Genomic DNA, 14571 nt, shown 5'->3' with positions numbered 1-14571 from the left:
CCATTATCGCGGGCAGTGGAACTTGAAAAAGCTGCCGCCTGCAGAATACAGACGACAGCTTCAACTAGCAGCTTAGGCTTTTTTATAATTGTCCTTTACAAAGGGTACACTTTAATACTTCCAGGGGACTTTTTATATCAACTAAACATTAAGCTTTTTGACCTTTCCATTCCAAATACTCGTCGTATGTCATCATCTTATCAAAGATTGTTCCATCGTCATTGATTTCGATTACACGATTAGCAATTGTTTGGATGAACTGATGGTCATGAGACGTGAAGATCATCGCGCCTTTAAACGCGATCAAACCATTGTTCAATGCTTGGATAGATTCCAAGTCCAAGTGGTTGGTTGGTTCGTCAAGAAGAAGAACATTTGCGCTTGTCAGCATCATTTTTGATAACATACAGCGAACTTTTTCTCCACCTGATAAGACGTTCGGCTTTTTCTTCACTTCTTCACCTGAGAACAACATACGTCCAAGGAATCCGCGCAAGAATGTTTCCGTTTCATCTTCAGGAGAGTATTGACGGAGCCAATCAACTAATGTCGGCTCGGATCCTTCGAAGTACCTCGAATTATCCATAGGGAAGTAGGCACGAGTTGTCGTCACACCCCATTTGATAGCTCCTGTATCGGGCTCTGTTTCCTCAGCTAGCATATCGAGCAAAGCAGATTTTGCAAGTGGGTTACCGATCAACACCACTTTATCCTCTTTATTAAGTGTAAAGGTGGCATCTTTGATAAACGTTTTACCATCCACCGTTTTTGTGACATCTTTAATCGTCAACACATCGTTACCGATTTCACGGCCTATTGTAAAGTTCACGAAAGGATAACGGCGTGAAGATGGTTTGATATCATCTAGTTCGATTTTTTCCAATGTCTTTTTACGGGATGTGGCTTGTTTGGATTTCGATGCGTTGGCACTGAAACGTGCGATAAACGCTTGCAATTCTTTTACTTTTTCCTCTTTTTTCTTGTTTGATTCTTGAGATAGTTTAAAAGCCAATTGACTTGACTCATACCAGAAGTCATAGTTACCCGCGTAGATCTGAATTTTACTGAAGTCGAGATCAGCGATGTGTGTACATACTTTATTCAAGAAATGACGGTCGTGGGATACAACTACGACAGTGTTCTCAAAGTTAATCAAGAATTCTTCAAGCCATTGAATAGCTTTTAGATCCAAGTTGTTTGTCGGCTCATCTAGTAGTAATACGTCAGGTTTGCCGAATAAAGCTTGTGCAAGCAATACTTTTACTTTGCTTGATCCGTCAAGCTCTGCCATCGTAACGTGATGCATACTTTCCGGAACACCAAGACCTTGAAGGAGTACAGAAGCTTCAGATTCCGCTTCCCATCCGTTCATCTCAGCGAATTCACCTTCAAGTTCAGCTGCACGCATGCCGTCTTCGTCGGAGAAGTCTTCCTTCATATAAATCGCGTCTTTTTCTTTCATGACTTCATATAGCTCTTTATGCCCCATGATGACGAGATCCATCACGACGAACTCTTCATACTCGAAGTGGTTCTGTTTCAGGACAGCCAAACGTTCATCTTTTCCAAGAATAACATTACCTGTTTGAGGTTCAAGTTCACCTGATATAATTTTAAGAAATGTTGATTTACCAGCGCCATTCGCTCCAATTAATCCATAGCAATTGCCTGGATTGAACTGTATATTGACATCTTCGAATAGCTTACGGTCGCCAAAGCGAAGACTTAAATTACTAACTGCTAACATAAATAATATCCTCCTAATTTCACAATGTTCCTAGTATACATTAAAATTACGTGAAATGGAATGTTTGAACTAGTACTGTTTACAATTTCATTTTACGATATAATGACGATAGGTATTAGATAAGTATCACATGCAAAAGGAGTCTTTGTCTTGCGCTCTAAAACTACCCAAGGTCTATTATTGTTAGCGATCTTTATTGTCGCGCTCAACTTACGGCCAGCGATTACGTCAATTGGACCGATGCTAGACATCATCCGTGATGATTTGTTGTTGTCGAACACCGAAGTGAGTCTCCTGACTGTTATTCCGGTTATCTGTATGGGCGTCTTCGCCATGCTGGCGCCCACACTGAATCAGGCAATCGGCTTGAACAAAACGATGTACTGATGTTGTTGTTACTTGCTGTAGCAACTGCCATGCGTTTTTTTGTCACTTCGTTCAGTGTATTATTACTGACCGCTTTCATTGCAGGTGTGGCGATTGCTGTCATTGGACCGTTATTGTCGGCATTGATCAAGCAATACTTCCCGATGCATGTTGCGGTAGTCGTTGGAATTTATTCATTCGGTATGGGAATGGGGGCAACGCTGAGCACAGGATTGACAGGTGTTTTTTACGAAAAAGCTCATTCCTATGGATTTGGACTTGCAGTTTGGGCCATAATTGCGATTTTTGGCATCATTGCGTGGGCTGTCACCGCGGCGTATCCAATCGAAGTGAAACAAGTGACAAGGCAACCCGTGCAAAAAGGGAAGAATCCTTGGCGCAATAAACAGGCATGGAGCTTCCTGATTTTCTTTGGTTTACAGGCAGCATTATTCTTTTCCGTTTTGACGTATCTCGTTCCAATTGCAGTGTCGAACGGCATGACGCTTCTACAAGCGGGCGCATTGCTCAGTGGGATGACGATCGTGCAAATTTTTATGAATATCGGTTTTCCTCTTATTTTACAGAAGTTGACAAGCAGAACACCGGCACTTATCGGCATTCTGTTGCTTGGTATTTTCTCGATCGGGTTGATGTGGACAGCAGATCCATTGTGGTTTGCGATCGGCGTTGTCATCATGGGAATTCCGCTTGGTGGATTATTCCCAATCTGTTTGCTACTGCCGATGGACGCGACCGATACGGCAGAAGAAACCAATTCATGGACTGCGATGATGCAAACAGGTGGGTTCATCATCGGTGGAATCTTACCATTACTAATCGCTTTGTTATATGACTACACCGAAAATCATTACGTGACATTGTTCGTATTTCTTGTTTTATTTGTGGCTATGCTAGTGCTAGCGTTGCAAATAGGTCGATCCGCCAAGCAAAGCTCGTGACTGGACGCAACCCGTTGTGAACAGAAACGTCCTCATAACAGGATACACACGGATAATGGAGGAATGAATGCCACATGGACGAACACTTCGACGAACAACAGCCACAACGTAGAAAAAAGAAGCGTAAATTACGCGTGGGCAGAGTTTTTATGACTCTACTATTGCTTTTCACGATCACCATATCAGCGTATAGTTACTTTCAATATAAACAAGGGAAGGCCATGACGGCAGGTAGTAAGATGAATCCGGGAGAGTTTCAAGGCGATTTATTAAGTCCAGAAGATCCGACGACGGAAAATTATTTATTGCTCGGCGTCGACAATGATGGTTCCGGAAAATATCGTACGGATACGATGATGGTGCTGTCCTGGGATCAAACTGCTGGAACTGCGCATTTAATTTCATTCATGCGTGATATTTACGCACAAATTCCAGGGTACCAGTCGTACAAGCTTAATACGGCCTACTATTTAGGTGGAGTCCAAACTGCGAAAGAAACGATTTCAGGGATGTTCAATATTCCGATCCATCACTACGCAGTCGTCGATTTCGACAATTTCGAATCGATTATGGATATTGCATTTCCAAATGGCCTTGAAATGAATGTACAGAATGAAATGTCCGAGAAAATCGGTGTTACGTTAAAACCAGGTGTACAGCGGTTAAACGGTAAAGAGCTACTCGGGTATGCACGATTTCGCGCAGATGACGAGGGCGACTTTGGTCGAGTCAATCGCCAGCAAGAAGTAATTCAGGCCATGAAAGACGAGCTGTTTAGTGTGTCAACTGTTTTGCAAGCTCCAAAACTAGCCGGTGCACTCGATAACTTTATTGAAACAGATTTAACTTCGAAAGACGAGCTGACTAAAGTACTGACAGTTATCGCAAAACGAAAACTAGATCTGCAAACATTACGTATTCCAGTAGAGGGCAGTTATTCTTTTACTTCATATAGTCATGCAGGTTCTGTCATTGAAATTGATCTAGATAAAAATAGAGAAGCGATCCGTTCGTTTTTAACTACACCTTGACGGATCGAATAAAAGGGGAGTGAGGCGTTGAGGCAGCCACCAAAAAAGTCTTCTTTACGAGATTTCTGGTCTATTCGTTCGACATCACCCATCGTCGGATTTCTCGGTGGTCAATCTACATTGTTTGTATTGCTTTGTTTATTGTTCATTGGATTAATCATCTTGGTCTTCACCCAAGTTTCATTTATTTTCTATCCTATTCAAGTATTTTTCTCAACTGTCGTTTTACCGGTCGTACTTGCGACGATTTTATACTACTTAATGCGCCCGATCCTTCGTTTTCTGGTGGATCGTTTGCGCATACCACGCGTCTATGGCATTTTAATCATCTTGCTGGCCGCCGCAGGTTTATTGACACTAGTTATTTTCTTAGTGTTACCGTTCCTTCGTTTGCAGACGATCAATTTATTCGAGGAATTTCCAACGTATTTCAAACAGTTGATCTTAGATACGGACCACTTTTTACGGAACTCCATTTTCGGCTCGGTCTATCAAGGGTTCAACTTTAATGTCAATACGTTCCTCGATTCCGGCTTTGAGAGCATCGGGAAGTTCTTCACAGAGACGATAGGTGGTATCGCATCCGGCGTAACATCATTCGTTTCCGCGCTTACTGGAATCATCTTGAGCATCGTCACTGTGCCGCTCATTCTGTTTTATTTACTGAAGGATGGCGAGAAGTTACCACAGATGATTTTACGCATGTTGCCTCCACGTCTGCGTGACGATGCATCGATCATCTTCCGTGATGCGGATAGACAAATCAGTGCGTATATTCAAGGGCAGATTTTAGTTGCAATTGCGATTGGGATCATGGTATCGATTGGCTTCCTGATCATTAAAATGAAGTATGCGTTGCTACTTGGGGTACTTGCGATGTTCACGAGTATCGTGCCGTATCTTGGGCCGGTGATTGCGATCACGCCTGCCGCTATTATTGCGATGGTCACGTCGCCATTCATGCTTGTGAAGCTCGCGATTGTGTGGACGATTGTGCAAGTGATCGAAGGCAAATTTATTTCGCCTCAGATCATGGGGAAATCACTGCATATTCATCCGATCACGATTATCTTTGTCTTACTGACGGCAGGCTCGCTGTTCGGCGTCGCTGGAGTGATTCTCGGGATTCCGGCATATGCGCTGCTGAAAGTGGTAGCCACTCATGTGTTTTATTTGTTCACGTTGAGATATAACCGCTTTGAGACGCAAGAAGAATTGTATTATGAAACAGATTCAATTGAAGAGTACTATGAGAACGATAAAGAGTAACCCGCCTTAATGAAGGTGGGTTACTTTTTTTATGGAGTCGGTTAGGAGTGTGGATAGGTGAATAGTCTGGGATTTCATTGAAATTAATACCGGATGTAGTGATACGCGAGATTTTTAAGTTCAAAACGTAGAAACTTGGAGGCCTATGAGCGGATATAGGTCTTGATAGAGCGCTTGCTGAAAAGTATGAGCGGATACGGACCGTGATAGAGCGTTTGGTGAGGACCATAGAGCGGATACGCATGAACTATGAGCGCTTATACGAATTAATGAGCGAAACTCGCACCGTCCCACTTTTCCTATACTGTTTCGTACAAAATAGTCCCAGTCTTCGTCAAGTCATAGCCACCAATCGCAGCCAGTTTTTCTTTGAACGAGGCTGAGTTTAGTGTTTCCACTATGAGTCCGCGCAGCTGTTCATTTTCCGGTGTTTTGATCAACACCAAGTCATACTGCTCTTGAATCAATGGAATGAAGTCCACGTTGATTAATCGGGCGGTTTTTTCGATTCCAACTCCTACATCTGCTTGACCAGATGCGATGCGTGTCGCTACGGCCATATGATTTAGTTCCTCGTCGTCATAACCGATGATAGAACGAGTGGTGATTCCTACGAGACGTAGTTGCTCATCCAGCAAAACTCGAGCCCCTGAGCCTTTCTCACGGTTTACAAGGCGGACACCTGACTGTCCAAGGTCTGACCAATCTTGTAGATTCTTCGGGTTATCTTTTTGTACATACAGCCCAGCCTTCCTACCGAGCAAGTTTATTACCATATAAGAGCGTCCAGTAAGTAGACGTTTAATATATGGCACATTATATTCACCAGTTTCTCCGTCAAATAAATGAGTACTGACAATGTCGGCTTGTCCTTGATACATCTTGATCAAACTGTTCAAGCTGCCAGAGAAGGAGCGCAGTGGTCGAAAGAGTCCGGATTCTTCTATGTGACTGGCCATGATGTCTAAGCTCAAATCCTGTCCACTAATGATGATTTGCTTGTCAGTTACAGATTCTGACGCCGTGGCTTGTGGAATCATCGACTTCGAAGACACCGGCGTCGATTCACCGCCGCTTTTCAGTCGTTCTTTATACGCTGTCAAATCTACAGCATCCACACGCATTTGACGTCCCACGCGATAGGCCCGAATTTCTCCTTTTTTAATAATATCATACACTGTTAATTTCGAGACTTTCAATAATTGGGCGATTTCATCGGTGGTATAGGAAATATCATGTTCTAGATTTGTCATGTCTCAACCCTCCAACAATAGTACATCTATCTTCTAACAACTCATCACCAATTGCAAAATTGACAAGTTTTACAATGCATACTATGATAATTTTAAACATAACTAGTTATGTTTAGGTATATCTAGTTATACTTTATAAAGCAGCAGGGGGTAGTATATAATGAGACGATTCTTACTTTCTACATTGTCTATTCTACTCACGATATTTCTGATAGGATGTTCAAATGCGAATGAAACTGAAAAAGCAGGCGCTGTAGATCAGGAAAACCCCGAAGTTGAACTAGTAGTTTCTGCTGCGGCAAGCTTGACAGATGCCTTGGTAGAGTTAAAAGGGCCTTTTGAAGAAGCGCATGATGGTATTACCGTAACATACAATTTTGGAAGCTCAGGAAAATTAGCAACGACTATTGAAAATGGTGCCCCGTCTGACGTATTCTTGTCTGCCAGTTCAAAAGATATGAACGACATGGAAGATAAAGATTTAATCCTCAATGAGTCAAGAAAAAGTTTCGCAAAAAATGCACTCGTATTAATTACACAAAAAGATTCCGATAGTGCGATTTCTTCATTTGAAGACTTGAATACAGCGACCCTTGATCATGTCGCAGTGGGCGAGCCGGGATCGGTTCCGGTTGGTCGCTATACGAAGGAAACATTTGATAGCTTGGGTCTATGGGAACCTTTGCAGGACAAATTAGTTCTTAGCTCAGACGTACGGCAAGTGCTGACACATGTGGAAATGGGTAACGCAGATTATGGTGTCGTGTATTCAAGTGATGCATTCGTTTCAAATGATGTGAAAGTATTGGCAGAAGCTGAAGCCGACTGGCATGAGCCGATTGTATACCCTGGTGCTGTCGTTGCTGAATCTAAATATCAGGAAGCCGCGCAGCAATTCCTTGATTATTTGACTGGTGACGTAGGAAAAGAAACGTTGCAGAAGTTCGGATTTAAGTAAATGAAAGGAGGGGAGAAGTGTGCTAGATATGGATTACTCCCCTTTATTATTATCTTTGAAAGTAGCTGCTATCTCCACTTTCGTTGTGTTTGTAGCAGGTGTATTCATTGCGTACGTGCTTGCGAAGCGTGATTTTTTTGGAAAAAGCATAGTGGAAGCCTTATTTTTATTGCCGCTTGTGTTACCACCGACCGTTGTCGGCTTCGGTTTACTCATTTTATTCGGTAAAAAGGGCTGGATCGGCAGTTGGTTGCTTGAATGGTTCGATTTTCAGATTGTTTTTACATGGATTGGCGCTGTTATCGCTTCAATTGTCGTGTCATTTCCGTTAATGTATCAAAGTGCAGCGGCCGCATTTGAAAGTTTTGATGAACGATTATCAAATGCTGCGCGTACAATGGGTGCTTCTGAATGGCGCGTATTCTGGTCCATTGTATTTCCACTCGCTTGGCCTGGATTACTGGCAGGATTGGTGCTTTCATTCGCAAGAGGTCTTGGTGAATTTGGTGCTACGTTAATGCTTGCGGGATACATACCGGGTAGAACGGACACGATTCCGATGGCGATTTATTTCGCGGTAGAGTCGGGACAAATGGAAAAAGCGACGTTTTGGGTCGTCATGATCAGTATATTCGGCTTTAGTTTGATTTTATGGGTAAATTGGTGGAGCAAGCGCAATATTAGACGGTTTACTAAATCTTGAGTCGAAGGGGGATTTGACATGCTACATGTAGAAATCACTAAACAACTCGCACATTTTGAGATGAACATTCATTTTGAAATGTTCAATGAAATCATGGTGTTAGTCGGTCCATCGGGCTCAGGTAAAACAACAATTTTGGACAATATTGCAGGGCTCGCACATCCAGACCACGGCTTAATTCTTTCGAATGAATGCACATTTTTTACAACCGGTGAAAAACCGGTGCCCGCTCGTGATCGAAAGGTCGGGTATTTATTCCAAGACTATGCGTTATTTCCACATATGACAGTGGAGAAGAATATTTGGTTTGGCGTGAGAAACAGCGAACGAAAAGAAAGTCATGAAATGATTCGCCAATTGCTGGAAGTACTAGGGATTAAGCATTTGTTGCAAAAGTATCCCCACCAGATTTCAGGTGGAGAAAAACAACGTGTAGCATTGGCGAGAGCACTTGCCACACAACCTTCCGTGTTATTGCTGGATGAACCCTTATCGGCCCTTGATAAAGAAACACGGAAACAATGTCAAGATGAGCTTTTACGTTTACATAACATGTGGAAAATTCCGTTCATTATTGTGACGCATGATTACGCCGAAGCAGAACGCCTCGGCGATCGTATTATTTATCTTGAACAAGGACAAATAACGGATGAAAAGCGGAAAAGATCTGTAGTGTCAACGTATTAAAATGTAAAAAGCTTCGATTTCATAATCAGAGCTTTTTTATTTTTGTGTAATCAAAATAGAACAGCTATAATTCATAATAACCGACAGCGACAGAAATGGATGCATCAGTAGATAGGAGCTAAAATCATGGGCAAGCAATTGAATGACCGGAAAGCACAACATATTCAAATCGTGCTGGATGAACATGTGACTGGAGATGCGATCACAACAGGTTTGGAGCAGTATGAATTTCTACATAATGCCTTACCTGAATTAGCATTTGACGAAATTAATACGGAGCAAAACTTTCTACATAAATCATGTAAAACACCTTTTTTAGTTAGCTCGATGACGGGTGGTGCGGATTTTGCGGAAACGATTAACCGGAATCTCGCACTTGCTGCGGAACAAAGAGGCTGGGCACTGGCGTTAGGTTCGACGCGCGCTTTAATAGAAAGTAAAGCATTCCGTCCTTCATTTGCCTTACGAAAATACGCCCCAACAGCACCTATTATCGCGAATTTAGGTGCAGTGCAGTTAAATTATGGATTTTCTGCTGACGAATGTCGGCAAATCATCGAATATACGGATGCGGATGCGTTAGTTTTGCATGTAAATGTTTTACAAGAAGTCATCCAGCCTGAAGGAAATACGAATTTTAGTAATTTAGTATCTAAAATCGAGAAATTATGCAATGAATTATCGGTTCCGGTCGGGATTAAAGAAGTTGGATGGGGAATAGATGGGCAAATTGCCAGGAAACTTCTAGATATCGGTGTGGCATTCATTGACGTAGCCGGGGCAGGAGGGACATCTTGGAGTCAAGTGGAGAAATACCGTACAACCACAATCAAACAGCAAGCAGCGGCGGCATTTAGTGAGTGGGGAATTCGAACGTCAGATTCACTACAGATGGTCGAGCCTTATATGCGTGATAAATTACTGATTGCAAGCGGTGGACTTCATACAGGTGTCGATGCTGCAAAATGTATTGCGCTCGGTGCAGATTTTGTCGGTTTTGGTCGCGCGATTTTAGAAGAAGCTACCGAATCCGCCGAGAGCGTTTTCCAGACAATGGAAGTTCGTGAACTAGAATTACGTATGGCGATGTTTGCAACAGGTTCTGCAAATATTCAGGCGTTACAACAAACGGATCGATTACAAAAAGTGAACTCGTGAATTTACTATTTACGAGTTTCGTTAAATTAGGAGGAATAGCCAATGTGGAAATTAGTGGGCGGAAAAATGATTCAAACTACAGATGAAACGCGGATTAAATTCCGTACGAATATCAGTAAGGAAATTTTGGAGCACTTAGAGGAATTATCTGAAGAACTTGATACATATAGCAACTATTTATTAGAAAACGGCTTACAGAACGTATTAGCTGCAGGAGTTGTTGAATACGATAAGAATTTACGACCGACAGATCGAATCCAATATAAAACGACGTACGATCAAGAGTTATTGGAATCCGTTAAGAAGTTCGCAAAAGATCATAAGTTATTTATTAATGATGTCATTGAGTACAGTGTGGGACATATTGACTTTGATAACATTAAGACTAAAGATCATAAAAATCGCTTAGAAAGCTAGGGCGAGAAGGATACTTGGAGAATAGAATATGTATAGATCGTAGAACGCCCCGAACATAATATAAATTATAGGAAGTAAAGTATCAATGGGAAGTATACTTGTGATATTGAGATATTAACGATTTTTAAGGCGAATTTTACTCATGACTGATTATAATTATTTAGCATGTTCACATCAATCTTTACGTTGTTTTGATGTAAGTTTTTCATCGGTGTATATTATTTTATATGGATTTCTTGCACAAACCTTTGCCGGCCACTTTACGATGTTCACAATGCATTTTACAATCTTAACTCGACATGTCATGTATTCATTGATTGTATACTCTATGCAATGCTGTCCGTTAACTAATACATCATTATAACGTATGATAATTTTATCCATCATCCCGTACTTTTAACGTTAATCAGATTAATATCAAAAACCAATCACCCTTCTCTTCCAATTAAATTAATGCACCCAAGGCTTCCCTGCTTGATTACTATACGTGCAGTAGTTGGTGATGGTTAGATGGTATGGCGCGAGGAATATTGGGTATATAAGGATTATTCGGAACCATGTTCAATAAGAACATATTAAGCATATGGTTTCTTCATTGCTTTAAATTCGAACCCCGCATAATATATCACTTTGTGGCGCTTGTATGTTCGTACTGTAGATTTAATTGTTTGCAGACATTTACTTACTTCAATATTTTGCTTGCATCCTACTGAAATAACATCGCGTTTTGTACAATCATTGGGATGTAAATCTCCTACTTATCCAACCGATCGTTGTGCATCGTTTTTCACGCTCTGAACTCCCCCTTCCTGATTGCTGCTCGTGGGGTTTGTATAGCCTGCCAAATGATATAATGCGACGAATAGTATGATGAAGGAGGGTTATTTGGAACTAGGTTTCCTAAGAATATAAAATGAGATAGTTATTGCAATTGAACATATGAAAATGCAAAGCTCGACAAAAAATGAGCTTTGCTTAGTATAACATGATTTTAGCGTCCGTATGTTCGGTTTTTAATAATTAACTACGTATATTAGTTCAACCGACACATTTCCTTTTTCATTTAACAGTTTTGTTGCTTCAGTTAGACAAACGGCATTCCATACACTTACTGCGTTAATTAGTATGTTTAAAGCACATAATGCATTAAAGACATTAGCAGCAGGAAAGAAATGTTCTAAGAAAAACAATTTATTTCATTATGTTGTCTCCTTCTCTACCTAACTATTAAACACCATTTAACTGGCGATAGCTGCCAGCAAAGTTTGAATACTGTTCCAATCATGTAAAATGAACAGAATTCCCAAAAACTTGAATTCGGTTTAAAGAGAGTCTTTGTAATGTAGAATAATTAACCCCGTGAACCATAAAAATGGATCGCAAACTTATTTGTTTTACGATCCATTTTTTATTTATATTCTTTTTTTTGCATTGTAGCCTATACAAATTTTCAGTCCTTCGTTGTCTTCCATTACTTCATCAATTACTTATTTCAACTTATCTACTATACATTCAAATGCTTTCTAATTATGAATCAACCGAACACGATTTCACGTTCACATATTGAACAACCTTCTCCACCAATGTCTCCGCATCCTCTGCTTCAATAGTTTGCAATTGAATCTGGCAAAACGGTTTAACTCTACAGCGTAGACAGCGTCTGAAGCATCCTGTTTCATAGACCTTCACAAGTTCTGAATACTCCTTCCGCAAGGTTTCCTTTGCCTGTTCAGATGCAGTTCTGCGAAGATTGTTTTCACAAAATTTAACGGCGCGCATCAGGCTTCATCGTAATGCGTGAATTGAATATCGAGTGTGCGCAAATAGGTTTGCAAGCCGGCATCTTGAATGGGTATAATATAAGCCGCTTCGCCCGATTCGTTATGATGGGAATGCCAAAGCCCTGGCGGTGTAACGAATGCCTTGCCAGTCACCCAGTCGATGCGAATTGGATCAATGATTTCATTGGTCTTCGGATCAATTTGGTCGCCAACCAGTGTATATGTGCCAGGTGCCGCGTACGCGACAAAATCGAGCGCAACCGATTTGTGGCTATGGGGAGCCTGATTGGATCCAACCGGTACAATGCCGAGCATTGCCCACAACACATGGGTAATCGTCAAGGTTTGGTCGAACTTTTCATTGTTCAACAAAATGGAGATTCGATTTTTCAAATGCGCATCTGGAGCATTCGCTACTTCATCCAAATGTTTTTTCGCCATTTCCGCTGTGTATACTGTTGGTTTGAAACGGGTCTCTGTCGCCTTCACGCCTAAATAGTCAAGAAGAGGCGTGTCTACAATATAATAAATTGTTGTGTCCTTGGCTGCCGTGTGAAAACTGGTCAATCCGGATGGTAATGTGAGAAAATCCCCTTGTTTCCAGTCAATGGTTTCCCCATTCACTTCCGTGCGTCCGGCACCTGAAATAATATAGTAAAGTTCACTCGTCGCATTCGGTTCCGTTTGAATGGAATCCCCCGCATTGATGCGCATAAATTGCGCAAGCAGGGAAGGACTTGTCGCCAAATAATCGGTTTTCAATTCTCTACTCAGGTCTAATGTGACGATTCTCGTTTCACCAGCATCATAAAGCTCCGGACCAAATTCTTTGGCAGGTATCCGACTGATGAATCCGCTTCCAATCGGATCCGCCGCATTGGTATACTCCAAAAACTGCGCGTCCCCCGCCCAATTTTCCACTGCTTCCCCAATAGCAAATTTTCCCGCCTGTGCATTTGTTGACAATGACATCTCCTCCATTCGTTTGTTGTCTATAAGTTTAGCTTGCTAGTCATCATTCGTGAAGTATATAATTCATATAACAACAATACGTTTTTCGAATAGTTAGAAAGTTGGTGACACTCTAATGGAATTAAGACAGCTCCGCTATTTTATCGCCGTGGCGGAAGAATTAAATTTCAGCCGCGCGGCAAAACGATTACATATTACGCAACCACCATTAAGCATGCAAATTCAAAACTTGGAAAAAGAATTGGATGTTCTACTATTTACTAGAACGAATCGAAGCGTCGAATTAACGGAGGCAGGACAACAATTCTATAAGGACATCGTAAAAATTATTGATTCGCTGGAAGGTTCAATCGAAAATGTAAAACGGATTTATCTCGGAAAACTTGGGTCTTTGCACGTCGGATTCGTTGGTTCCGCAACTTATGATATTCTCCCTGCCGTTTTACGGGAATTCCGACAACAATACCCCAACGTCCAAGTGCATCTATCCGAATTATCGACGCCCGCCCAACTCAAAGCGCTGCGAGAGAATGAAATCGATGTCGGTGTCCTGAGACCGCCTGTCCTAGATGAGACACTCCACACTGAAATCGTTTCCATTGATCCTTGCGTACTCGCGGTCCCAAAACAACATCCCTTACTCGAATTAAAAGCAGTCACCCTGGACGATTTAAAACCATACCCGTTCGTATTATTATCACCCAGAACATGGCCCGGCCTCTACACCGAAATCCTTGGCCTGTGTAATCCCGTCATCCAACAAGAAGCACTCGAATTTCAAACAGTCATCGGTTTAGTTGCTGCGGGGATTGGCATCACTATTGTCCCCCAATCGACCATGAACCTGCATACACAAGAAGTCGTTTACATCGAGTCCATTCAACAGTTGCCTCTCGTCTCGATGGGCATTACGTATCGACGCAGTGACCAATCCATTCTTGTAAAAACTTTTTGTGAGATTGCGGATCGGGTTGCTCGGAATCATTGACTACGACTGAGGATAAAAAAACAACATTTTATAGAAAAGTGAAAGAGTTACAGGAAAATTAATTCTCGATTTTAAGAATCTATTCTCGGGTGGCTTCAGAAAATGTGCTTAGCGTTGTAAATCCGCATTTTCTTGACGCCACCCGAGTGCACAATAAGAAAGCCGATACTTCCTTAGCGTAGGAAACACCGGCTTTCTTTATGTTTAAAATTGCTTTATGTATGTTTTTCGCTTTTTGTTGGTAGGACCCTAATCATTGTGATGTACATTCCCTACTTA

14 protein-coding genes are annotated in these 14571 nt (G+C 41.6%); 10 read left to right on the top strand and 4 right to left on the bottom strand.

Annotated elements, in window-relative coordinates:
- Positions 1–148: 148 nt before the first annotated feature.
- Complete coding sequence (locus CSV77_RS14105; protein ID WP_099673892.1) at positions 149–1747, bottom strand: ABC-F family ATP-binding cassette domain-containing protein; 1599 nt, start codon at positions 1745–1747, stop codon at positions 149–151.
- Between the two features lie 150 nt (positions 1748–1897).
- On the opposite strand from CSV77_RS14105, the gene CSV77_RS14100 reads away from it, so the two are divergent.
- From CSV77_RS14100 to CSV77_RS14085, 4 genes are all read left to right on the top strand, one after another.
- Positions 1898–2134 (top strand): hypothetical protein, encoded by a 237-nt coding sequence (locus tag CSV77_RS14100; protein ID WP_099673891.1) that lies wholly within the window; start codon positions 1898–1900, stop codon positions 2132–2134.
- The gene (locus CSV77_RS14095) at positions 2062–3075 is read left to right on the top strand and encodes an MFS transporter (protein ID WP_099673890.1); all 1014 of its coding nucleotides are present in this window, start codon (positions 2062–2064) and stop codon (positions 3073–3075) included. Before CSV77_RS14100 ends, CSV77_RS14095 begins: the two co-directional genes overlap by 73 nt.
- A gap of 74 nt (positions 3076–3149) precedes the next feature.
- A complete protein-coding gene (locus tag CSV77_RS14090) occupies positions 3150–4106 on the top strand; it encodes an LCP family protein (RefSeq protein ID WP_099673889.1) in 957 nt (318 codons plus the stop codon).
- Positions 4107–4133: 27 nt separating this feature from the next.
- Positions 4134–5375, top strand: coding sequence for an AI-2E family transporter (locus tag CSV77_RS14085; protein WP_099673888.1), 1242 nt, complete (start codon positions 4134–4136; stop codon positions 5373–5375).
- A 299-nt stretch (positions 5376–5674) separates the two neighbouring features.
- Here the strand turns inward: CSV77_RS14085 and CSV77_RS14080 are convergent, their stop codons facing one another.
- Positions 5675–6628 (bottom strand): substrate-binding domain-containing protein, encoded by a 954-nt coding sequence (locus CSV77_RS14080; RefSeq protein WP_099673887.1) that lies wholly within the window; start codon positions 6626–6628, stop codon positions 5675–5677.
- 160 nt (positions 6629–6788) lie between these two features.
- Between CSV77_RS14080 and modA the strand changes: the two genes are divergently transcribed.
- From modA to CSV77_RS14055, 5 genes are all read left to right on the top strand, one after another.
- A complete protein-coding gene (gene modA / locus CSV77_RS14075; RefSeq protein WP_099673886.1) occupies positions 6789–7586 on the top strand; it encodes a molybdate ABC transporter substrate-binding protein in 798 nt (265 codons plus the stop codon).
- Between the two features lie 28 nt (positions 7587–7614).
- Entirely contained in the window at positions 7615–8289 is a 675-nt protein-coding gene (gene modB / locus CSV77_RS14070) for a molybdate ABC transporter permease subunit (protein WP_199203758.1), read from the top strand.
- 18 nt (positions 8290–8307) lie between these two features.
- On the top strand, positions 8308–8976 hold the full coding sequence (locus CSV77_RS14065; protein ID WP_099673884.1) for a sulfate/molybdate ABC transporter ATP-binding protein: 669 nt from the start codon (positions 8308–8310) through the stop codon (positions 8974–8976).
- Positions 8977–9102: 126 nt separating this feature from the next.
- Positions 9103–10134 carry a type 2 isopentenyl-diphosphate Delta-isomerase gene (fni, locus tag CSV77_RS14060; protein WP_099673883.1) on the top strand — a complete coding sequence of 344 codons (1032 nt, stop codon included), beginning with the start codon at positions 9103–9105 and terminating at the stop codon, positions 10132–10134.
- 42 nt (positions 10135–10176) lie between these two features.
- Positions 10177–10551: an rRNA methyltransferase gene (locus CSV77_RS14055; RefSeq protein ID WP_099673882.1), complete on the top strand. Its 375-nt coding sequence runs from the start codon at positions 10177–10179 to the stop codon at positions 10549–10551.
- Positions 10552–12078: 1527 nt separating this feature from the next.
- Here CSV77_RS14055 and CSV77_RS17405 read toward each other — a convergent pair.
- On the bottom strand, positions 12079–12330 hold the full coding sequence (locus CSV77_RS17405) for a DUF1450 domain-containing protein (protein WP_099673881.1): 252 nt from the start codon (positions 12328–12330) through the stop codon (positions 12079–12081).
- A complete protein-coding gene (locus CSV77_RS14045; protein WP_233212260.1) occupies positions 12330–13304 on the bottom strand; it encodes a cupin domain-containing protein in 975 nt (324 codons plus the stop codon). The genes CSV77_RS17405 and CSV77_RS14045 overlap by 1 nt, the downstream gene beginning before the upstream one ends.
- Before the next feature lie 115 nt (positions 13305–13419).
- On the opposite strand from CSV77_RS14045, the gene CSV77_RS14040 reads away from it, so the two are divergent.
- Entirely contained in the window at positions 13420–14292 is an 873-nt protein-coding gene (locus CSV77_RS14040; protein ID WP_099673880.1) for a LysR family transcriptional regulator, read from the top strand.
- The last annotated feature ends 279 nt before the right edge of the window (positions 14293–14571 follow it).

Source organism: Sporosarcina sp. P16b (assembly GCF_002743065.1).
Taxonomy (GTDB): Bacteria; Bacillota; Bacilli; order Bacillales_A; family Planococcaceae; genus Sporosarcina.
The sequence above is the reverse complement of the archived record's forward strand: the minus strand, read 5'-3'. Positions and strand labels throughout refer to the sequence as shown.